This is a genomic window from Winogradskyella schleiferi (assembly GCF_013394655.1).
Taxonomy (GTDB): domain Bacteria; phylum Bacteroidota; class Bacteroidia; order Flavobacteriales; family Flavobacteriaceae; genus Winogradskyella; species Winogradskyella schleiferi.
In genome coordinates, this window is record NZ_CP053351.1 from 3,479,205 (window position 1) to 3,502,792 (window position 23,588).

The window sequence follows — 23,588 nt, forward strand, 5'->3', positions numbered from 1 at the left end:
AAGAAGACTATATCAGTGATTAGCAATTTTCGATGCGTGATACCATTTTTTCTATAGGTAAAGACTAAAAACCTTAAAATAAAACTGCTTTTATCGTTTTATGATAATCTTCAAACTCTATGAGGTTATTATGACCAGCACCTTCAACCGTTATAAAATTTAAGTTTTCAATATGTAATTCTGAAAGTTTCTTTCCAGAAGCGTAAGGCACGACGCCATCATCAGTGCCATGAATAATTGTGATTGGACATTTTGTTTTGAGTAAATATTGATGGGTAGGAAAATGATACTTCAGCAATTGTTTTACAGGAAGTATAGGAAATCGATCTTTCGCCACATCCAGAATACTGTAATAAGGTGTTTCTAAAATCAGCTGCTTTGGATTATTTTTTGAAGCTAAATATGATGCAATTCCTGTTCCTAAAGATCTTCCGTGAAGTGTGATTTGTTTTTCAGCATAGTGATTTAACAAATAGTCATAACAAAACTGGGCATCACTGTAAAGTGCCGCTTCACTTAACTTTCCGGTACTTTTCCCGTAAGTTCTGTAATCCATAATCAGCACATCGTAATTCAAGTCCACAAAATATTCGGCAATGGTTCCCCAACGACTCAAATCGCCAGCGTTTCCATGAAAATAAAGGATAACGCCCTGCCTGTCCGACAGGCAGGCTTTTGGATTTTCCAGCTTAAAATGAAGGGCGTTTATCGTTGTGTTCTCATCAGTTTTTAGAAATAACTCTTCAAAATTATGATTGAACTGATAGTTGTAATCTTGCTCTAAAGTCGTTGGCAAAAACAATAACTTTTCCTGAAAAAAATAAAGTGCAGATGCTATCATAATATATAAACCCAAAAGTACAATGATGAACTTTTTAAGCCTTCTTTTTAGTGGTTTTCGAATTGTGGATAACATTGATACTTGTGGTTTCTAAGTCGATGGTTTTGGGTTCGCTATTCAAAATATCATCTAGCATATTGTGATAAGATTCAAAATTATTCAAATTTTTATGTCCACCTTCAATAACCGTATGCATTTTTGTAAGCTTTGGGTTAATCTGTGCTAATTTTACACTCGATTTATAGGGAATCAACTTATCGTGCGTACCATGAATAATATGAATTGGGCATTGTACATATTTTAGCCATTTGTAAGTTGGCAACGGGTATTTAATCAATAAGGACAATGGCATAAAGGGCATGTAGCGTGCCGTAACTTTGGTTAAACTATAATAAGGCGCATCTAAAATTAATAGTTTTGGATGATTCATGGATGCCAACTTCGCCGCAAAACCAGAACCTAAAGAACGACCATAAAGGATAATTCGGTCTTCAGTGGTTTGCTTTTTAATTTCATCATAAACCAATTGTAAATCGCGCTTTATGGCTTTTTGAGAACGCTTCCCTGTGCTTTTTCCGAAACCACGATAATCTACCATCAACACATTATAACCATGTCTCGTAAAATCGACCGCAAACTTTCCCCAACCTTTGATGCTTTTTGAATTTCCTTTGAGATACAACACCACACCTTTACTTTCACCATTAGGAAAAAAGCGTAAACCGTTAATAATGGCGCCATCCCTTGTTTCTAAATTATACTCTTTGGTATCTTGGTTTTCATAATCGAATTGAAAATCCTTAGTCAGTTTTTCGGGCTTAAAAAGCATATAATCTTGCAGATAATAAAGCGCAATGCTAATCGCTAAATAAATGGCTAAGATTAAGATTATGATTGAAATCCAGTACGTCATATCAATATCAGAATACTTTTTTAAAGATAACAAAAATTAATGCTTATACATATTTCATAAAAACATCAGCAAAAGGATCTTGATTAACGACCATATAATAAATTAAGGCGCCAAGCCATCTATGAACAAACCCATGCACATATATTTTCTTTGCTTTTAAATTTATATCCATAGAATAAAGCCAATATAAAAATCCCACACATTAATCACAGTGGTAAGATTAGCTTAAGGAAAATTGAAAATCATATGTTCTGAAATTTTTTTGTAGCTGTATATCATATATGTTGACCAAAGCCAGCGTAAATTAGGATATCTGTAACAACGTTAGAACTACTAAATCCGTAATGTTAAATTTATTGTTAAAAACAGATGACTTATTAAACGTTTCAGATCGTCATCTGTCTAAACCAGTATAACATAAATTATAAAAAGATGAAAAAATTAGTAATTATTGCCCTAGCCCTTGTGAGCCTGAACGGTTTCGCTCAACGAAAGGAAAATAAAAAAATGGACAGAGAAAATAGGACCGAGTTGAGAAAAGATATGACTCCTTCTGAAATTGCAGATTTAAAATCAAAACACCTAACCCTAGAATTAGATCTTACGGATGCGCAACAAAAGCAAGTGCATAAACTGATTTTAGAACAGGCCGAAACGAGACAAAGTAAAAGAGCTGCTCTTAAAATAGAAGATGGCGAAAAAAGAGAAAAACCATCTAAGGAAGAAATGCTAAAGATGCATAATCAAAGATTGGACGCGCAAATAGAAATGAAGCGAGAAATGAAAAAAATCTTAACTGAAGATCAATATGCCAAGTTTGAGAAAATGAAACCTAAAAAACAAGGAAAAAGAGGAAAGCGCAGTAAAAAAGATTAGTTCAAACTTCTTATTCAATAAAAAGTATCGGTTCTCCGATACTTTTTTATTTTGTTGAATAAAATGATTACTTTAGTACCTGAATTTAATTAAACAATCCAAAATGAAAAAAGTATTTACGCTATGTTTATTTGTTTTTGCGCTTCTTGTTGGGTCGAACTCAGTAATGGCACAACAAACGGTAGACAATACACAGATCAAAACTAAAACCTTCAGCTCAAAACAAGACATGCGCCAACACGTGTCGGCAGTTTGCGATTTTGTTAAAGCTAATAAAACTCAACGTAATCAAATTTATAGCGCTTCAAAAGCACTTTACGAAGGTAAATTGAATGATGAATCTATCGAAAAATTGGAAAAAGTATATAACGAAACAATTAAAGAAGCTTTATCGAAAGAGCAATACGAACTTTTCAAGACGTATAATTTAAAAAGATAAAATAAAAAGCCTCGCACTGCGAGGCTTTTTTATTACAATGTTTTGGCTATTGTTTCTACTGCCGAAATCGTAGTATTCAAATCCTCATAAGTTAACGCATCGGTTATAAACCAAGTTTCAAAAGCACTCGGCGCAATATAAATGCCTTCGTTCAGCATACCATGAAAGAATGTCTTAAAGGTTTCATTATTTCCTTTGGCAGCTGAATCAAAATCTACTACTGCTGTTTCAGAAAAATGAACAGATATCATAGAACCAATTCTGTTGATGGTATGTGCTATATTATTTTTATTCAACGCATCCGAAATACCGTCGTGAAGATATTTCGTTTTCTCTTCTAGCCTATTCATCAATCCTTTATCTGAATTAATTGTTTTAAGCATGGCCAAACCTGCTGCCATCGCCAAAGGATTCCCGCTCAATGTTCCAGCCTGATAAACAGGCCCTATTGGTGCTAAATAATCCATAATTTCATTTCGAGCAGCAAAGGCGCCTACTGGCAAGCCTCCACCAACGACCTTACCAAAACAAACAATATCTGCATCGACATTCTTTAGCTCTTGCACGCCACCTTTGGCCAGTCTAAAACCAGTCATTACCTCATCAAATATCAATAAGATATTATGGTCATCGCATAAGGTTCTCAACCCTTCAAGAAAACCATCGACAGGCGGAATACATCCCATGTTTCCTGCAACAGGCTCAATAATAATAGCGGCGATTTCGTTTTTATTGGATGCAACGAGTTTCTTTACATTATCGATATCATTATATCTCGCCAATAAGGTATCCTTCGCCGTTCCTTGGGTTACTCCAGGACTATTTGGTGTCCCAAAAGTAATGGCACCACTTCCTGCAGCGATTAGAAACGAATCGCTATGACCATGATAACAGCCAGCGAATTTAATGATTTTGTCTTTTTTTGTAAATCCTCTTGCCAATCGAATGGCACTCATACAAGCTTCTGTCCCAGAATTCACAAACCTAATTTTATCAATATTTGGCACCATGGAAACGGCCAATTCCGCAATTTCGGTTTCAATGGCTGTTGGCATTCCAAACGAGGTACCTTGTTTTGTTTTTTCAATTACGGCATCCACAACAGGAGGAAATGCATGACCTAATAACATTGGTCCCCAAGAATTTATATAATCTATAAAACGATTTCCATCTTCGTCATAAACATATGCACCTTTGGCTGATTTTGCAAAAATTGGAGTGCCTCCAACGGCATTGAATGCCCTTACGGGCGAATTTACGCCTCCAGGAATAACCTTTTGCGCTTCTTTAAACAATGCACTACTTCTTTGATATAACATAAATTAATTAGGAATAATAAGTTGTTGACCTATAGTTAGGTTATTTGATTTTAAATTGTTTTCCGCCTTAATGGCGTCAACGGTAGTTTTATATAATCTAGAAAGGGAATATAAAGTATCACCTTTTGTAACCGTATGTTTTTTTGTGACTGATTTTCTATTTCCTTCGATTATTGTAGTTGATTTTCTTGCGGTTTTAGATGCTGTTCCTTCAAGAACCTCATAATCATATTTATAAAGTTGATAACGCTCTATTAAACCAATCAATTTTTGAGGATATTTTCTATCGGTAGCATAACCTGCAGCCCTCAAGCCTTTGGCCCAGCCTTTATAATCATCTGGTTTTAATTGGAACAAACTGGCATAACGACTACGTCCTGTTAAGAATTCTGAATGATCCTCATAAGACATCTCCGCTTTTGGGTATTTTCTGAAACATTCTTGGGAGCGATCATCATCGTGATAAATTTTAGCGCCTTTCCAACCATGACATTTAATGCCAAAATGATTATTCGCCTTTACCGCTAATCGTCCTCGACCAACACCAGATTCCAAAACACCTTGAGCCAGTGTAATACTCGCCGGAATTTTATGCGTTCGCATTTTGTCTTTTGCTATATCTGCATAAAGCGCAATATAAAGATCTACAGTGCTCGGTGGATCGTTCGACTTTTCAACAGGTTTTTCTGTGTTTTCTTCTCGCTCCTTCACAACGACCGTTTTATTTTTACTTTCGTTTTTCTTCTTAGTTACAATACCCTTTTTGGGACCACAACTAAGTGCAGACAACACTATTAATATGATTATATATCTAAACTTCATTTTATTTACACTTCTATTAAAGGTTGATTTTTACGTTTCAACATGGCATTAACTCCAGCGATACCTTGCAGACCTCCAGTGTGTATGACCAATATTTTTGAATCCTTTGGAAAAAATCCCTTTTCAATTAAATCAAATACACCAAATACCATTTTGCCTGTATAAATAGGATCTAATGGAATACCATAATCTTTCTTAAATCTGTTTATAAACGCAATCAATTCAGGCTTTATTTTACCATAACCGCCAAAATGGTAATCCGTTATTAAATCCCAATGGTCTTGGTTTGCAAATTTACGAATATCTTGTTGTAAAGATTCACCTTTCAAAGCAGGAAAACCCAATATGCTCTGATGGCTTTGCGCAGCATTGATTATTCCTGAAATTGTACCACCAGTTCCTACGGCGCAACAGATATAATCAAAATTAAAATCATCTGTTTGTAAAATCTCTTCGCAACCTTTAACGGCTAAATCATTAGTTCCACCTTCTGGAAGTAAGTAAAAATCGTCAAAACGTTTTTTTAATTTTCCTATAAAATCGTCACTGGTTTTCTTTCTGTACGATTCCCTAGAAATAAACTCAAGATGCATGCCACGAGTCTTTGCAAATAGTAACGTTGGGTTTAATTCTTGTTTTGCACCCAGCTCCTTACCTCTTATAACACCAATAGTTTTGAATCCATTTGCTTTTCCTGCATAAGCAACTGCGGCAATATGATTTGAAAATGCACCACCAAACGTTAATAATGATGTTGCTTCAAGCCGTTTGGCCTCCTCTATATTATATTTTAATTTTCGGTACTTATTTCCAGAAATGAAGGCATGAATTAAATCCTCTCGCTTAATGGTAATATTTACTGAAGAATTTTCAATTGACAGGTTTTGATTAAGATTTTGAAAATTGAGCAATTTTTTTTTTTGCAAAAATAGGCAACTCAATTTAATTAATTGATCTCAATATTTGTAAGTAAATTCATATTTAAAGTAATTTATCGATGTTTTTAGTCGTTTTATCGATAAAAAATTATTATTTTTAGTTTTTATTCACTACACTTGACGAATATTTGAGCCCTAAATAAAATCGATATAGAACAAATTACGTATATCCTTTTAGATTTCCCCTCATCTAAAACCTACTTATTATGAAGAATAAACTACATTCTCCGTTATTTCGTCTATTTAACAATTGTTTAATATTCGACAAACAGCCTTTTGTTTTATTATTATTTATAGCCTTGCTGTTCACGAGCAGCTTGGTTCATGCGCAACTACCTCAATTTGATGATTTTGAATCTGGCTGGGGAAATTGGAACGATGGAGGAAATGATTGTAACTTAGACAATAATGGATATATCAATGGTAATGATACGGTAAGACTGAGAGACGACAGTGGAACCAACTCATCCACATTTAGCAATACTATTGATTTAACATCCTATTCTTCGGTAACTTTTAGTTTTCTATTTTATCCAGTAAGTATGGAAAATGGAGAAAATTTCTTTGTAGAGTATAATGATGGGAGTGGTTACTCAACAATAGCGAACTATATAAGAGGAACTCACTTTAATAATGATACGCTTTATTCGGAGTCGATAACATTAACTTCAGGTGCATATACCTTCAGTACAAACTCAAGATTCAGGATTCGTTGTGATGCTAGTGGTAATGGAGATTATGTATATATAGACGACATCAATATTACTGGTGGCAGTACCCCTTGTATTGAACCAACCAGCCAACCCTCTAATCTAATTTTTAGTAATACAACTGAGAGTTCAATGACGGTTAATTTCACACCTGCTCCTAGTACAGCAGATAATTTTTTGGTAGTTTATAATACAAGTGGAAATACACCTACAATTAATGATGGACAACCATATTATGTTGGCGGAGCAATTATTTATCAAGATAATAGAGTTATCGGTAATGATTACACCACAACATTTGAGTTATCTTCCCTTTCTCCAAACACAACCTATTATTTCTTTGTATTCGCATTTAATGACAACTGTAGTGGTGGACCAGATTATCTAACGAGCTCTCCTTTAATTGGCAATGAAACAACAGAACTCTATTGTACGCCTAGCAGTACTAATACCAGTAGATATATTGATGATTTTTCTACAACAGGAGGCACGGCTAATATTACCAATAACAATTCTGGTTTTTCGACTGATGGTTATGGTGATTTTACTTCTAATTTTGTGACTCAAGAGGCTGGTTTAGATATCGATTTTACTGCAAACTTTCAAGGTGGCACCCATGGCTTTGGTATTTGGGTAGATTTCAATGACGATGGCGATTTTACAGATACAGGGGAAGAGGTTTACCTGAGTGGCTTTTACGGCGACCCAATTAGTGATACCTTTACAATCCCAAATGGAACCGCTTTAGGTAGTTACCGTTTGCGTATAGTTGCAGATTGGAATGACACTACGCCAAGCTCATGCAGTATTAGTGGTTTTGGAGGGGAAGCAGAAGATTATATTTTAAACGTGGCTCCTAACCCCCCTTGTACCGAACCTATTGACCCACCTTCTAATATGACCTTCAATAGTACGACTGAAACCTCTATGATTATGAATTTCACACCTGCACCAAGTACTGCAGATGGTTTTTTGGTCGTTTATAATACAAGTGGAAATATACCTACAATTAATGATGGACAACCATATTATGTTGGCGGAGCAATTATTTATCAAGATAATAGAGTTATCGGTAATGATTACACCACAACATTTGAGTTATCTTCCCTTTCTCCGAACACAACCTATTATTTCTTTATATTCGCTTTTAACGACAACTGTAGTGGTGGACCGGATTATTTATTTTCAAATCCTTTACTAGGAAACAACGCCACTTTCGAATTCTGTACTACATCTAACGCCTTAGGAACATCAGATTTAGGGTGTCCATCCGTAGATGCAGGCGGCGCAGGATTAAATGGATTGGATGTAAACTTAAATTGTTTCGATTCATATACAACAACATTAGAAGCACAATTCCTAGAATTAGGAGATACATCAAGTTATGATGTTGAAACCATTGATTATAATCCGCCATTTCAATATGGATGTCTTGAAAATCCTGTAAGTGTTAATATAGATGACAGGTGGTCCGACGTTATAGATTTACCTTTTGATTTTTGCTTTTATGGCACTACATACGATTCTTGTGTGATCGGTTCAAATGGCGTCATATCTTTTGATACAAGTTTGGCTGATTCCTATTCTGGTTGGGAAATTACCACAGGCTTACCTAGTTTCACAAATAGTGATGCCGGATATTTCGGACCATCTATTTATGGGGCTCACCATGATGTGGATCCTAGTGTTGGTGGCGAAATCGGATACCAATTAATTACCTTAGACTCTGGTTGCCAAGCGCTCGTAGCTTCGTGGTATCAGGTACCAATGTATGCAAATAATTCTATAATATATACAGGAATGATGGTATTTTATGAAGCCACCAATATTATAGAGGTTTACATAAAGGAGAAAAATATCGATGGCACCTGGAACGATGGTAATGCAGTTATTGGACTTCAGAGAGATGGCACAGAAGGTGTTGTTGCCCCTAACAGAAATGCATTAGACGCCAATTGGACAGTAAGTGAAGAAGCTTGGAGATTTGTACCATCTGGACCGTCGATAACGAGTTTAAAATGGTACGAAAATTCTATTTCAGTTGCCAATGAAATTATTGACACAGATAACGATGGGCAAATTACTGTAACACCTTCTGATACTACCACTTATATTGCAGAAGTCTCTTATGATGTTTGTGATGGCCCAACACTGGTAACAACAGATGCTACAACAGTTACTATTTCTGGTCGGAAAATATGGAATGGTTCAATCAATTCTAACTGGGATACCGCAAATAATTGGACACCATCTGGTGTACCTGTTAGTACTAACTGTGTTTTTATTCCTCCTACTTTAAATAACCCCATTATTAACGGAGTAATTAAAGGTAAGGGCTATAATTTAGAGATTGCAGATGGTGCCACTTTAACACAACAATCCAATTCATCGCTCACCATTGAAGATAAAATTACTATAAACAACAACGGTGAGTTCGAAATTAGGGATAGTGCAAATCTAATTCAGGTTCTCGATGTCGCCACCAATGAAAATACTGGTACTGCAAAAGTCCAAAGAGAGGTTACAGGGTTAAATACTTATGACTATGTGTATTGGTCATCACCTGTTGAAATATTTGACGTGTCCGATATTTCCCCAAGCACCTCAACTGGTGGCAGATACGAATGGATACCAACCGTAAATAACGGTACCGCTGGAAATCACGGAGAATGGACCACAATATCTGGTAACATGAACATTGGACAAGGTTATGCCATTAGAGATTTAGGAGGCACTTTAATACCTGACATTGCACAATTTGAAGGTAAATTAAACAATGGACAGATAACGCATGTTATTAAAAGGGGGACTTATAATGGTGCTAATTATGCAGGTATAGGAAATATAGCAACCGCAGAAGATGATAATTGGAATTTAATAGGAAACCCATATCCTTCAGCGATATCATTGGCAGATTTTACGGCCGCAAATCCAGACATTGATGGTACGTTGTATTTTTGGAGACATAACTCGGCTCCAAGCACTTCAACAACAGACCCTTTTTATGAAGGTTACCAATATAATTATACGGCCAATGATTATTTAAGCGCCAATAGTTTAGGCTCAACACCTTTTGGCTTTAGTGATTACATTGCTGCTGGTCAAGGCTTTTTTGTACAGTTACTCCACACCGCTTCGCAATCCACAGGAATTGTCTTTAATAATTCCATGAGAGGCGTTTATGACAACAGTGGATTCTATAGATCGGCCAGCTCTGCTACAAATGGTGAATTTGAAGCCAACGAAAAACATAGAATCTGGTTAGATTTAATAGATGAAAACAATACAGCATTATCGGTGCTGATTGGTTATGCCACTGGTGCAACCGACGCTATTGACAGATTATATGATGGTCATCTATTAAACGATACCAACTATCAATTCTATTCAATTGTAGAAGATCCTATCAAGGACAATAAATTGGCTATTAACGGACGTGCTTTACCTTTTGAAGATACGGATGTGATTCCTCTTGGCTATAAAGCACCTGCACAAGGACAATTAACCATTGGAATCAATAATTTAGATGGTGTATTTGACTTAACAAATCAAGGTATTTATTTAGAAGATACAATGATGAATTTGATTCACGATTTAAGAGCTAACCCTTATGTGTTCACATCAGATCAAGGCGCATTTGACGATCGTTTCCTACTTAGGTTTACTTCCGAAACCTTAAGCATTAAGGATCAGGAGGCATTAATGAATTTAACGATTAGAAACCACAATAATACCATTGAGGCCACATCTACAAGAGAGACGATTAAAACATTTGAATTGTTTGATATCACTGGTCGTGTAATTCATAAAAACCTAAAAGTTGAGAGCGCAAATTACAGCTACGAAACTCATAATCTTAGTCGTGGAACTTATGTGGTTACCGTCACCCTTGATAATGGCGTTACTAAAACTAAAAAATTGATCATTTAGATTATAAGTTATATATTTAATTTTATTAGAAAGACCTTGACTATTTGAAATCAAGGTCTTTTTCTTTTTTTATACACTGCTCCTTCAATAGTTATATTTCCATAGACCAATTACTAACATACGTACTCCATTCAAGGGATATAAATTCTTATGTTTAGATTGGACTTAATTAATAGGAAAAAAAGTGAATTTCAAGTCGCCATTATTAAAGTTAGATTTTCATCAATAACCAACACAATAACTACGCTTAACTTACTGATTTTTAAAAAGAATGAGCTCATTTCAAAAGGTAAAAAAGTGATTTTAGCGTTCAAATTATGTGCTTAGTCGAAAAGCGGGCAATCATATCATTCTAACTAATTGATATATTGTAAATTATATTCATATTTATTCCCTTATTATATAAGTATGATGAAAAAATTACTTTCGTTAGTCCTATTTACAGTTTTAATAGTAGCCAAGTTAAACGCACAAGGAGATTCTGTCGCTAATGCAGAAGCCTTTTGTTCGGGTGGTGGAGAATTGGTATTTAACAATATAACTGGGTCACCTAATCTAACTACAGTTGGTTGCTTAGGCAGTATACCAAATGCCGCCTATTATTTTTTGGAAACAGATCGTCCAGGTGATTTGGTTTTTACTATATCACAAACGGATCTAGGTGGTACACCAATAGATGTAGATTTCATTGCTTGGGGACCTTTCGCGTCTATTGCTGCAGCTGACGCAGCTATTAATTTAGTACCATGTACTCCAACAGCATGTCCAGACAATACTATTGATCCAACTTTCTATCCTTACGCAAGTGACAATATAGTAGATTGTAGTTATGATCCCGCTCCAATAGAAAATTTGAGTATCACTAATGCCATGGCTGGAGAAATCTATATCGTTCTAATTACTAATTATGATGATATTCCAGGGAATATTTCTATTCAACAAACGTTTGGAACAGGTTCTACAAGTTGTAGCGGTATTCCTATTTGCGGATCGGGCTTTTATGACAACGCAGGACAAACTTCTGATTACGCTAATAATGAAGTAAACGACACCACTACGATTTTCCCTGATGTTGCTGGAGGTATAGTAACCGTGACTTTTAATTCTTTTGATTTAGCAGACGCAGGTGACACACTTGCCGTCTATGATGGAGATACCGCAACGACTTTAGTAGGAACATATTCAGGTACCTCAATCCCTGGCCCATTCACGTCGACAGATCCCTCTGGCGCATTAACCTTTGTTTTTAATAGCAACGCCTCTGGTGTTGCTTCAGGATGGGATGCCGACGTCACCTGTACGGAACCTCCACCGATTCCAGTTTGTGGAACTACATTTACAGATAGTGGAGGCATTGGAAGCAACTACTCATATGATGAATATAATATCACAACGTTTTACCCTGATTCGGCTGGCGAAGTGATTACTGTTACCTTTAATTCATTTGATATTGAATTTATTTTTGATTATATGAATGTTTATGATGGCCCAAATACATTAGCAAGTTCTTTAATTGGAACATTCTGGGGCAATGAATTGGCTTTAAGCTCAATTACATCAACGCATCCAACAGGTGCATTAACATTTCTTTTCTCTAGTGATAATATTGGCAATTATCCTGGTTGGTCCGCAGACGTTACTTGTGCCATCCCAACTTCCGATTGCGGAATAACCTTTTATGATACAGGAGGTAGCTCTGGAAATTACGCTAACAATCAATATAATATTAATACATTTTACCCAGATACTCCAGGTGACTTGGTTACTGCAACGGTTAATACTTTTAACGTAGAAAATGGTTTCGACATATTGTACGTAGTTGATGGTCCAAATCAGTATGGTACTTTAATTGGTTCATATACTGGCACCACTATTCCAACCTCGTTTACATCTACACATGCCTCAGGTGCTTTAACATTTGTTTTTTCCAGTGATGTCAGCAATGTGTCTTCAGGTTGGGATATTGAAATAACTTGTGTTGATCCGCTGAGTTCATGCGGCACAACTTTTTATGATGATGGTGGACAGGGTGGAAATTATTCTAATAATCAAAATGATGTAACTACAACCTTTTTTCCAGATAATCCTGGTGATGTTGTTACAGCTACATTTACATCGTTTAATACTAGATTATCTCCAGATAATCTTGAGGTTTTTGATGGTCCAGATGCTACATATCCTTCTTTAGGTGTCTATTTTGGAAATATAACCCTTGGGCCTTTTACTTCATCAGATGCGTCTGGTGCATTAACTTTTGTGTTTAATAGTAATAATAGTCAAAATCGAGCCGGTTGGGCAGCAGACATTACATGCAGCACGTCGCCATGTAATCTATCCATTAGGGACATTCCAAATGGAGCTTCATGTAACCCTATATACACAGAACTTTCTGTGAGTGACAACGTTGTTTTTTCTGAGAATTTTGAGGCTTTTGGTACGCCTTCGGGTTGGACTATCGACAATGGTCCTAATAATACAGAATGGTATGTTAGCAATTCATCAAATGCTGGTGGTGATGCTAATGAATTTATTTTGGCTTGGTTAAGAGGAAATCGAAATAGTAACGGAACATGGAGTTTAACAAGCCCAGTAATAACCATAAATGGAATTACAAACTTGGAATTAAGTTATTATCAATTTTTAGAAGATTTTGATTTTACGAATTATCCTTATTCAATTTTTATTGAAACATCTTTAGATAGTGGCCCATGGATTGGACAAAGTTCAATGACACCAACTGGAGATGTAGGTCCAAACATCCCAAACATTGATTTATCCACTTTATCCGGGACAACATTACAAATTCGATTTCGAATGACCGGAATGCCATATGGCTTTTTTAATTGGGCAATAGACAATGTATTGGTTACTGGAGATGGACCTCCATCTGGCGGACAAATTACTTGGTCTCCACTTACAGATTTATTTACCGATGCATCATTGACAACAGTATATTCAGGTGGATTTGCCGAAACTGTATTTGCAACCCCTAATAGCACCACAACTTATACGGCTACTGACACTTCGAATAGCTGTACGGATACCGTAGATGTCATTATAGACCTTAAAACTTGGATTGGTGGAGATACAACAGCTCCTAATACTGACCCTGTTGATTGGATGAATGCTGGCAATTGGTCCGGTGGTACTATACCCTCTGCTACAGATTGTGTGCTTATACCTAATACTTTGAATAACCCAATACTTTACTCAGGTGATAATGGAACCAGTCTAAATTTAACTATTAATGCTGGCGGCATTCTAAATCAAGAATCGAATTCCACGCTTACTGTAGTGAACAACATTTTAGTTAGTACTGGTGGCACCTATGAGATGGAAGATAGTGCGAGTTTAATACAAATAGACAATGTGGCTAACACAGTTGATGGTGCATTTACGATGCAAAGAACAGCCAACATCATAGAAAACGATTACGTGTACTGGTCGTCACCTGTAACGGCTTTTAATATTGAAGCTATTTCACCAGGAACTCCCAATGGATATAAATATAGATGGCTACCAACAGTAGGTACTCGTTTTCCTGGACCTGCACCAGATTTTGTCCCTAACGATTATGGAGATTGGCAAAGTACCAACACAGGAATCATGGCTATAGGTAAAGGCTATATTGTAAAAGGGCCTACTGGACATGGTGGCACACCTGCTCCTTACACAGCAACCTTTTCAGGAACACCAAACAACGGCTTCATCACTCAATCTATTGAAAGAGGAACGTATACTGGTACTCCCTATACGTATATTCCAAATGGGTCTGCAACACTTACCGTAACTAGTGACGATGACAACTGGAATTTAATAGGAAATCCATACCCTTCCGCCTTACATTGCATAGACTTTTTAACAGCCAATACCAATGTAGATGGTACCGCTTATATATGGACCCATGGTACGGATATTGGTACTGGAAACGGGCAATCTTTTTATGATGAATTTGCTTATTCTTACAGCGGAGCGGATTACCTGGCCGTTAATGCCACGGGAAATTCAATTCCAGAAACTTATAAAGGTTTTATTGGTGCAGGACAAGGCTTTTTTGTATTAATGTTAGATACAGGATTACCTAGTCAAGTGGTAACTTTTGAAAACAGCATGCGGAATTTCGATTATAGAAATGATCAATTCTTTAGAAACACAACCACATCTGATGAAGACTCAGATACCAAACATAGAATTTGGTTAGACTACATTAATCCTTCTGGAGGTACCAACACCGCACTGGTCGGATATATTGATGGTGCAACAAATCTGAAAGATAGAATGTTTGATGCCAAAATCACTAGAGGCGATGGTTTGAACCTTTATTCCATAATAAATGATGATGCCTATATTATTCAAGGCAGACAAACACCATTTGTAGATTCAGATACGGTTCCACTAGGCATTAATATTACCCAAGCCGGCATACAGACCATAGCCATTAATACATTAGACGGATTATTCCATGAAACAGACCAACAAATTTATATTGAAGATCTCGTCACAGGAATGATACATAATCTTAATAACGCTCCCTACATATTTACAAGTGAAATCGGCGAAATAGAAGATCGATTTATCCTAAGATATACAACAAATACACTTGGTGTAAAAGATATAGATACTTTAAACGGCATCAAAGTATTTAAGAAAGAGGATCAAATTGTAGTTAAATCTGATTTTGAAACTATTAAGTCCATTCAGGTTTACGATCTATTAGGCAGAGATCTTTTTACCAATACCTCAATCAACCATAGTCATTATTCAATTGAAGGTATCAGCCCAAAAACAGCAACCTTATTCTTAAAAATAAAATTAGTCGATGGCCAACAAAAAATAGCTAAGCTAATTTTCTAAAATAATTTACAAACGCAAACAAAGGCCTTGAATTTAAATAGTCAAGGTTTTTTTCGTTTTTATAAGCTTCCCGTTCAAAGGAAATATTTCTGTAGGCCAATTGCCAATTTTTATACTTAATCAATCGAATCGAAAATTCAACTATATAAAGGATAAAGAACGGCACTATGAGTAATTCAAGTTGCTGTCTTAAATGGATTTTTTCATGATTTATCAATACCTTGTTTTCCTTCAACCCCTGAAACTTTAAAAACATAAAAGGAAAAATTGTTAAACCCAAATACCCTTTCGGCACCATATATTTAGAAATTAAGATCATAACCTGTTCGTTTCAAAAATCAAACCATTCTCATTTTCATGAGAATGACTGCAGAATGGAAACCTTGACAATGGCAAGGAATTCTTTCTCGAATTTACATTATCTTTGTTATATATGAAAAAATACGTCCCAATTGAAGACGGAGACTTCTATCTAACACCAGAAGGTTACCGTTGCTTTACGGAACAATACCATTTAAAACGAGGGTATTGTTGCGAAAGCGGTTGCAGACATTGTCCATATGATTTCAATCCTTCGGGTTCGCTGAGTACAGGCAACAATAATTTTAAAAAAAAGTAATGCAGACTACAACGTTATCATTCAAAGATCAAATACTAGCTGGTATTCCTAATAGTTTACCAGAGCCTAAACCTTTTGATGTTTCAATAAATCACGCTCCTAAACGTAAAGCTATTCTATCTGAAGAGGAAGAAAAATTAGCCTTAAAAAATGCCTTACGTTATTTTGACAAAAAACATCACAAAACCTTATTGCCAGAATTTAAGAATGAATTGGATACTTATGGTCGTATTTACATGTATCGCTTAAGACCCGATTATAAAATGTATGCACGTCCAATTTCAGCATATCCTGCAAAATCTAAACAAGCCGCAGCCATTATGCTGATGATTCAGAATAATTTGGATCATGCCGTAGCACAACATCCGCACGAATTGATTACTTATGGTGGGAATGGTGCTGTGTTTTCAAATTGGGCACAATACCGCTTAACCATGAAATATCTGGCGGAAATGAATGACCAGCAAACCTTAGTGATGTATTCTGGTCATCCTATGGGATTGTTTCCTTCTCACAAACAAGCACCAAGGGTTGTCGTCACAAATGGCATGATGATTCCTAACTATTCCAAACCAGATGATTGGGAAAAATTCAACGCTCTTGGTGTGACGCAATATGGTCAAATGACAGCTGGAAGCTATATGTATATTGGGCCACAAGGCATTGTACATGGTACAACAATAACGGTTCTAAATGGTTTCAGGAAAATTAACAAAGAGCCCAAAGGGAATTTATTTGTAACTTCAGGATTAGGAGGCATGTCTGGTGCCCAACCTAAAGCTGGAAATATTGCGGGTTGTATCACAGTTTGTGCAGAAGTCAATCCTAAAATCACACAAGTTCGAATAGATCAAGGTTGGATTGACGAAAAAATTACCGATTTAGATCATCTTGTTGTAAGAGTAAATAAAGCTAAAGCTGAAAAAGAAACCATTTCCATTGCTTACTTAGGAAACATAGTGGATGTATGGGAAAAATTTGATGAAGCTAATATCCATATCGACTTAGGAAGCGATCAAACATCGCTTCATAATCCATGGGCAGGAGGTTACTATCCAGTTGACATGTCTTTTGAAGAGGCTAATGAAATGATGGCAAGTCAACCCGAATTATTTAAAGAAAAAGTTCAAGAAACTTTACGTCGTCATGCGGATGCGATTAATAAACACACCGCAAAAGGTACTTATTTCTTTGATTATGGAAATGCCTTTCTACTCGAAGCATCACGTGCAGGAGCTGCCATTTACAAAGATTCAACAGGAAATTTTGTTAGCAAATCTACCCTCTCTTCCCTTGGGGAAGAGACCGAGAGATGGGCATATCCTAGTTATGTCCAGGATATTATGGGACCTATGTGTTTTGATTATGGTTTTGGGCCATTCCGTTGGGTTTGCGCTTCGGGAAAACCAGAAGATTTAACAAAAACTGATGAGATTGCTTGCCAAGTTTTAGAGGATATCAAAAAGAATTCGCCTGAAGAAATTCAGCAGCAAATGGCAGACAATATTCAATGGATTAAAGGCGCACAAGAAAACAAACTCGTCGTAGGTTCACAAGCCAGAATCCTTTATGCAGATGCCGAAGGCCGAATGAAAATAGCAGAAGCCTTTAACCAAGCCATTGCAGATAATGAAATTGGAACGGTAATTTTAGGTAGAGATCATCACGATGTTTCAGGTACCGATTCGCCATACCGAGAAACGAGTAATATTTATGATGGCTCACGTTTTACGGCAGATATGGCGATCCACAATGTTATTGGAGATAGTTTTAGAGGCGCAACTTGGGTCAGTATTCATAACGGCGGAGGTGTTGGTTGGGGAGAAGTAATTAATGGTGGTTTTGGTATGGTTCTTGATGGTACTAAAGAGGCATCAAACCGGTTAAAACAAATGCTGTTTTGGGACGTTAACAACGGAATTTCAAGACGCAGTTGGGCGAGAAATGAAGGAGCCATATTTGCGATAAAACGTGCTATGGCATCAGAACCTAACTTAAAAGTAACCTTGCCAAATTATGTGGATGATGATTTATTAGAATATTTATAATTAAAAAAAAAGCGATATGAAACAATTAATGAAACCACTTAAAATTTTACCTGCACTACTTTTATTGGTGGTGCTCTCATCATGTAGCTCAGTTAAAGTTGCAGCGGATTATGATAGAGAAGCCAATTTTGATACTTATAAAACTTTTGCGTTTTTTAAGCCAGGAATTGATAAAGCAGAAATTAATGACATAGATAAGCGCAGAATCCTTAGAGCAATTGAAGCAGAGCTCATGGCAAAGGGTATGACAAAATCTGAAAATCCTGATATGCTAGTGAGCATTTTTACAAAATCGAACCAACGTGTTGATATCTACAACAATTCTTGGGGCGCTGGTGCTTGGGGCTGGGGAGGTTTCAACCGATGGGGTTGGGGCTGGGGTCCTGGTATGGGTTGGGGAGGAAACAATGTTTCCACTACAACTGAAGGAATGCTATTTATTGATTTTATAGACGCCAATAAAAAAGAATTAGTCTGGCAAGGTTCTGGTACTGGTTATTTGGTAACTAGAAATGTTGACAAGAAAGAAGCGAGAATCAAAGAATTTGTATCTAAAACAATGGAGCAATTTCCACCAGCACAATAATATACAATTGAATTACAACAAAAAGAGCATCGATTAATCGATGCTCTTTTTGTTTCTATCATTCGCATAGTGTTTAAATCTAAATACTATATCTTTGCCGACTTTTAAGAGCATATATTATGATACTAGGTCAACAAACCCGAAAAAACTTTACACAAAACCCAAAGAATGATATTCTTTCAGGATTAACTGTGGCTTTAGCGTTAGTACCAGAGGCCGTAGCTTTTGCATTTGTAGCTGGCGTAGATCCATTAGTTGGACTATACGGTGCATTTATGATGGGTATTGTAACGGCCCTTTTCGGAGGACGACCAGGAATGATCTCTGGGGCTACGGGAGCGATGGCAGTTGTTATGGTGCATCTTATCCAAAAAGGAAATGAAGTTGGCTTAAATCTTGAAAATCCTATTGAAAACCTTGGTTTGCAATGGCTTTTTATCACCTTACTATTTGTAGGTGGCATTCAAATTCTCGCAGGAGTTTTTAAACTTGGAAAATTTGTGCGCCTAATACCTCATCCTGTGATGATGGGTTTTGTTAATGGATTGGCCATTGTTATTTTCCTATCGCAATTAGGCTTGTTTCCTAATGCGGTTCCAAAAGATATTTCCTTTTTAGATAACACATCAGCATGGTTTTCTGCTCTTTTTTCTAATGCAATATTCTGGAAAATGATGGGATTTATTGGGTTGACCATGGGAATCATGTATGGTTTGCCTAAATTGACTAAGAAAATTCCAGCTGCTTTAATCGCCATCATTGTAGTAGCATGTATTACTATTTTTGGACATATTGAAGTAAGTACAGTGGGTTCTTTTATAGCTGAAGGTGGTGGCGAAGGATTAGAAGGCGGACTTCCTACTTTTCAAGATCAAATATTTGGCTTATTCAACACACTTTCTGGACATTGGAGCTTAATCCTCTCTACCGCTTTTATTTTAGCAGCCGTTGGTTTAATTGAATCACTAATGACCTTGAACCTCATAGATGAAATGACCGAAACACGAGGAAACGGCAACAGGGAATGTATAGCCCAAGGTGGCGCTAACATGTTGAACGGCCTTTTTGGTGGTATGGGAGGCTGTGCCATGATTGGGCAATCCATTATCAACGTAGATTCCGGTGGTCGCGGTAGACTGTCTGGCGCTGTGGCAGCAATTGCCCTACTCTGCTTTGTTTTATTTGGTGCGCCTTTAATTGAGCAAATTCCAATTGCAGCATTGGTAGGTGTTATGTTTATGGTGGTTATTGGTACATTTGCTTGGAGTAGTTTTAGAGTCATAAGAAAAATACCATTATCAGATGCTATTGTATTAATAGCCGTTTCGGCAATTACGGTATGGCAAGATTTAGCCATTGCCGTTATTGCTGGCGTTATCATTTCGGCATTAGTTTTTGCGTGGAAAAATGCGACTATGATTAGAGCTCGAAAACGTATGCAGCCAGATGGCACAAAAACCTACGAAATTTGGGGCCCATTATTTTTTGGATCCATTCAGAATTTCAATTCAAAATTCGATGCTAAAAACGATCCTGACAAAGTTGAAATTGACTTTGTTGAGTCTCGTGTGAGTGATCATTCTGCAATGGAAGCTATCTTTAATCTGGTCAATAAATATGAAGCTGAAGGAAAATCGATTAAGCTGAAGCATTTAAGTGAAGATTGCAAGGCTTTAATGTACAAAGCCAGTCCAAAATTTAAGGAGGTCATTATTGATGCCATTGACGATCCTCGTTACCATTTAGCGGCTGATCCTGAAAAATTTACGAAGCCATTATCTGAGTACGATGTTTAATCGTCATTTTAAGCTAAATTATAAACTAAGCCTTAGATAGTTAACAACTATTAATTGATTTTTAAAATAAGCGCCTTAAAATAATTGACATTCAACTATTTAAACTATCTTTGCCACTTAATTTAATATATTTTAATATGAGTACTGGTACAGTAAAATTTTTTAATGACTCTAAAGGTTTTGGATTCATAACAGAAGAAGGAAACAACAAAGAGCATTTTGTACATATTTCTGGTTTAGTCGATGAGATTAGAGAAGGTGATAATGTAGAATTCGATTTAGCAGAAGGAAAAAAAGGGTTAAATGCAGTAAATGTAAAGGTTATATAATTATATATCTTACAATCTTTTTAAGTATAAAACCTATCTTTTTAGATAGGTTTTTTTTGTTCAATTTGCTACGAATTTAAGTCCCACAATTGACATAATTAAAGTAGATATAAAAAATAAACGCCAAAACGTAGCGGGTTCCTTAAATACAAATATTCCTACGAGAACAGTACCTACAGCTCCAATTCCTGTCCAAACTGCATAAGCCGTCCCAATAGGTAATTCTTGCGTTACTTTGACAAGTAGATACATGCTTATTGCCAAACACAACAAAAAACCAATGTACCAATAGGTGGTTTCAGGACCTGTTGATTCTTTTGCTTTTCCGAGACAGGCTGCAAAAGCGATTTCGAATAAACCTGCAATGATCAGTAATATCCAGTTCATATTTTTGAAATTTATTCAATGTTCTAATAACGAAGTTCGCCGTTTTTAAGGAGATTATCAAATTACTTTCAACGTTTAATTTTTAAAACAATTTCTTTATCTTAAATTTACCGTTAGTTTTTACGATTGTATGCTGAACTTGTTTCAGTTAAGTGGGAAACTTCTAAATCACAAATATCTTAATATAAAAGATCCCCATTTTTATGGGGAATGTTATGATCTCACAAAATTCCATAGCACAAGTTTTTGAAACCGCTCGCGTCGAAGAGGTTATTGGCGATTTTGTTCAACTTAAAAAATCAGGAAGTAACTTTAAAGGCTTAAGTCCTTTTAGCGAAGAGCGTTCCCCGAGTTTTATGGTCTCTCCCGTAAAACAAATATGGAAGGATTTCTCAAGTGGCAAAGGTGGAAATGCAGTCACCTTCTTGATGGAACACGAGCATTTTACCTATCCTGAAGCCATAAAATACCTTGCCAAAAAATATAATATTGAGATTGAAGAAACCGAACGAACCGACGAGGAAAAGGCACAAGCGGATACCAGGGAAAGTTTGTATTTGGTTAGCGAATATGCAAATACCTATTTTCAGAAAGTATTACATCATACCAATCAAGGTAAAGCCATAGGACTAAGTTATTTTAAGGAACGAGGGTTCTCTGAAGAAACCATTAAAAAGTTTCAGTTAGGCTATTCGTTAGACGAGTGGCAAGCCTTTACAGATGATGCCTTAGGCAAAGGCTATAAACTGGAATTTCTGGAACAGACCGGTTTAACTATTGTTAAAGGCGACAAACGATTCGATAGATTTAAAGGCAGAGTGATGTTTCCTATTCACAGTATGAGTGGGCGTATACTCGGTTTTGGTGGTCGTATTTTGGTCAACGATAAAAAAGCGGCTAAATACCTCAACTCACCCGAAAGCGAAATCTACCATAAAAGTAAAGTGCTTTATGGCTTGTTTCATGCCAAGCAAAGCATTGCTAAAGAAGACAATTGTTATTTGGTAGAAGGCTATACTGATGTCATTCAGTTTCATCAAACTGGAATAAAAAATGTGGTGTCCTCTTCAGGAACTGCTTTATCTGCAGATCAAATCCGATTAATCAACAGGCTCACCAATAATATCACCGTTCTCTTTGATGGCGATGCTGCAGGAATAAGAGCATCTATTAGAGGTATTGATTTAATTTTGGAACAAGGCGTAAACGTGAAGATTTGCACGTTTCCTGATGGCGAAGATCCCGATAGTTTTTCAAAATCGAATACTTTAGAAGAACTAACTGCATATCTCAATGATAATGCTAAGGATTTTATTCAGTTTAAAGCATCTTTATTAGTTAAAGAAGCGGATAATGATCCTATAAAAAAAGCCGAGACTATTCGCGAAATCGTCAATAGTATTGCCAAAATCCCTGACCAGATAAAACGCGAAATTTATATCCAAGAGTGTGCACGAATCATGGATATTAGTGAAAACGTATTGTTCAGCACTTTAGCACAGATCAATAAGAAAGAATCTCAAGATGCCAATAAAACCTTTAAACAGGATCAAAAAGCGTTTCAAGTTGTAAAAAATGAACCTCAAACGAAGCAAAAAGTTGATGTTCAATTTGAATTGGAACGCAAAATCATAGAAATTTTAATGTTGTATGGTGACAGAACGGAACAGTTCGAGGATTTAATACTAACAGAAGAAGAGTCCACCGGCGAACTGGTTTTAGAACCCACAAAACACGAAACACGCGTCTTCGAAAAAATATACTTAGACCTTCAGGAAGATGAAATGCAGTTTTCTAACCCACAATTCAAGGTCCTCTACTACTCCATTATTGATAAATTGAATCAAGATGAAAATTTTTCGACTAAAAACTTCGTCAATCAACTCGATCAAGATGCCGCAAGTACAGTAACCAGTATTTTAATGGAGGATGAACGCTATAACTTACATGATTGGCAACGTAACCAGATTATCCCAAAAGAAAAAAAAGATTCTATTTCACAATTGGTAAGTCAAACCATATTGAGTTTGCGTTGTCATCTTATCGATAAAAAAGTAGCGGAATATAAAAACGAAACATTAAACGAAAATGCCGACACACGTTCCATCATAGAAGATGTGAAAGACTATGTGGGTCTTAAAATGTTATTGTCCCGTAAATTAGGTAAAGTTGTTGGCTAAA

The 23,588-nt window shown here is 36.3% G+C and carries 16 protein-coding genes; 10 read left to right on the top strand and 6 right to left on the bottom strand.

Annotation, left to right across the window (positions count from 1 at the left end):
* Positions 1-73: 73 nt before the first annotated feature.
* Together HM990_RS15145 and HM990_RS15150 are read right to left on the bottom strand one after the other, a co-directional pair.
* Entirely contained in the window at positions 74-841 is a 768-nt protein-coding gene (locus HM990_RS15145) for an alpha/beta hydrolase (protein WP_229719278.1), read from the bottom strand.
* Between the two features lie 34 nt (positions 842-875).
* Positions 876-1,754, bottom strand: a complete 879-nt coding sequence (locus tag HM990_RS15150; protein ID WP_178992021.1) for an alpha/beta hydrolase — start codon at positions 1,752-1,754, stop codon at positions 876-878.
* A 432-nt stretch (positions 1,755-2,186) separates the two neighbouring features.
* Here HM990_RS15150 and HM990_RS15155 point away from each other — a divergent pair, with 432 nt between their 5' ends.
* A complete protein-coding gene (locus tag HM990_RS15155) occupies positions 2,187-2,630 on the top strand; it encodes a hypothetical protein (RefSeq protein ID WP_178989967.1) in 444 nt (147 codons plus the stop codon).
* A gap of 103 nt (positions 2,631-2,733) precedes the next feature.
* Positions 2,734-3,069, top strand: coding sequence for a hypothetical protein (locus tag HM990_RS15160; RefSeq protein WP_178989969.1), 336 nt, complete (start codon positions 2,734-2,736; stop codon positions 3,067-3,069).
* A 32-nt stretch (positions 3,070-3,101) separates the two neighbouring features.
* On the opposite strand, the gene hemL is transcribed toward HM990_RS15160, so the two are convergent.
* The 3 genes from hemL to HM990_RS15175 are packed head-to-tail and all read right to left on the bottom strand — an operon-like array spanning position 3,102 to position 6,136.
* On the bottom strand, positions 3,102-4,388 hold the full coding sequence (hemL, locus tag HM990_RS15165) for a glutamate-1-semialdehyde 2,1-aminomutase (protein ID WP_178989970.1): 1,287 nt from the start codon (positions 4,386-4,388) through the stop codon (positions 3,102-3,104).
* 3 nt (positions 4,389-4,391) lie between these two features.
* Entirely contained in the window at positions 4,392-5,210 is an 819-nt protein-coding gene (locus HM990_RS15170; protein ID WP_178989972.1) for a glucosaminidase domain-containing protein, read from the bottom strand.
* A gap of 5 nt (positions 5,211-5,215) precedes the next feature.
* On the bottom strand, positions 5,216-6,136 hold the full coding sequence (locus tag HM990_RS15175) for a 1-aminocyclopropane-1-carboxylate deaminase/D-cysteine desulfhydrase (protein WP_229719279.1): 921 nt from the start codon (positions 6,134-6,136) through the stop codon (positions 5,216-5,218).
* A 218-nt stretch (positions 6,137-6,354) separates the two neighbouring features.
* On the opposite strand from HM990_RS15175, the gene HM990_RS15180 reads away from it, so the two are divergent.
* The 7 genes from HM990_RS15180 (at position 6,355) to HM990_RS15210 (ending at position 21,020) form a co-directional block, all read left to right on the top strand.
* Positions 6,355-10,788, top strand: a complete 4,434-nt coding sequence (locus HM990_RS15180) for a fibronectin type III domain-containing protein (RefSeq protein WP_178989974.1) — start codon at positions 6,355-6,357, stop codon at positions 10,786-10,788.
* A gap of 408 nt (positions 10,789-11,196) precedes the next feature.
* Positions 11,197-15,642 (top strand): CUB domain-containing protein, encoded by a 4,446-nt coding sequence (locus HM990_RS15185; RefSeq protein WP_178989976.1) that lies wholly within the window; start codon positions 11,197-11,199, stop codon positions 15,640-15,642.
* Positions 15,643-16,075: 433 nt separating this feature from the next.
* A complete protein-coding gene (locus HM990_RS15190) occupies positions 16,076-16,261 on the top strand; it encodes a DUF5522 domain-containing protein (RefSeq protein ID WP_178989978.1) in 186 nt (61 codons plus the stop codon).
* A complete protein-coding gene (locus HM990_RS15195) occupies positions 16,261-18,309 on the top strand; it encodes a urocanate hydratase (RefSeq protein ID WP_178989980.1) in 2,049 nt (682 codons plus the stop codon). The genes HM990_RS15190 and HM990_RS15195 overlap by 1 nt, the downstream gene beginning before the upstream one ends.
* Before the next feature lie 28 nt (positions 18,310-18,337).
* The gene (locus HM990_RS15200) at positions 18,338-18,895 is read left to right on the top strand and encodes a DUF4136 domain-containing protein (RefSeq protein WP_178992027.1); all 558 of its coding nucleotides are present in this window, start codon (positions 18,338-18,340) and stop codon (positions 18,893-18,895) included.
* A gap of 119 nt (positions 18,896-19,014) precedes the next feature.
* Positions 19,015-20,691 (top strand): SulP family inorganic anion transporter, encoded by a 1,677-nt coding sequence (locus HM990_RS15205; RefSeq protein ID WP_178989982.1) that lies wholly within the window; start codon positions 19,015-19,017, stop codon positions 20,689-20,691.
* Between the two features lie 137 nt (positions 20,692-20,828).
* The gene (locus tag HM990_RS15210) at positions 20,829-21,020 is read left to right on the top strand and encodes a cold-shock protein (protein ID WP_020895249.1); all 192 of its coding nucleotides are present in this window, start codon (positions 20,829-20,831) and stop codon (positions 21,018-21,020) included.
* A 60-nt stretch (positions 21,021-21,080) separates the two neighbouring features.
* On the opposite strand, the gene HM990_RS15215 is transcribed toward HM990_RS15210, so the two are convergent.
* The gene (locus HM990_RS15215) at positions 21,081-21,407 is read right to left on the bottom strand and encodes a DMT family transporter (protein ID WP_178989985.1); all 327 of its coding nucleotides are present in this window, start codon (positions 21,405-21,407) and stop codon (positions 21,081-21,083) included.
* A gap of 215 nt (positions 21,408-21,622) precedes the next feature.
* Here HM990_RS15215 and dnaG point away from each other — a divergent pair, with 215 nt between their 5' ends.
* Positions 21,623-23,587 (top strand): DNA primase, encoded by a 1,965-nt coding sequence (dnaG, locus tag HM990_RS15220; RefSeq protein ID WP_178992029.1) that lies wholly within the window; start codon positions 21,623-21,625, stop codon positions 23,585-23,587.
* Position 23,588 lies beyond the last annotated feature (1 nt).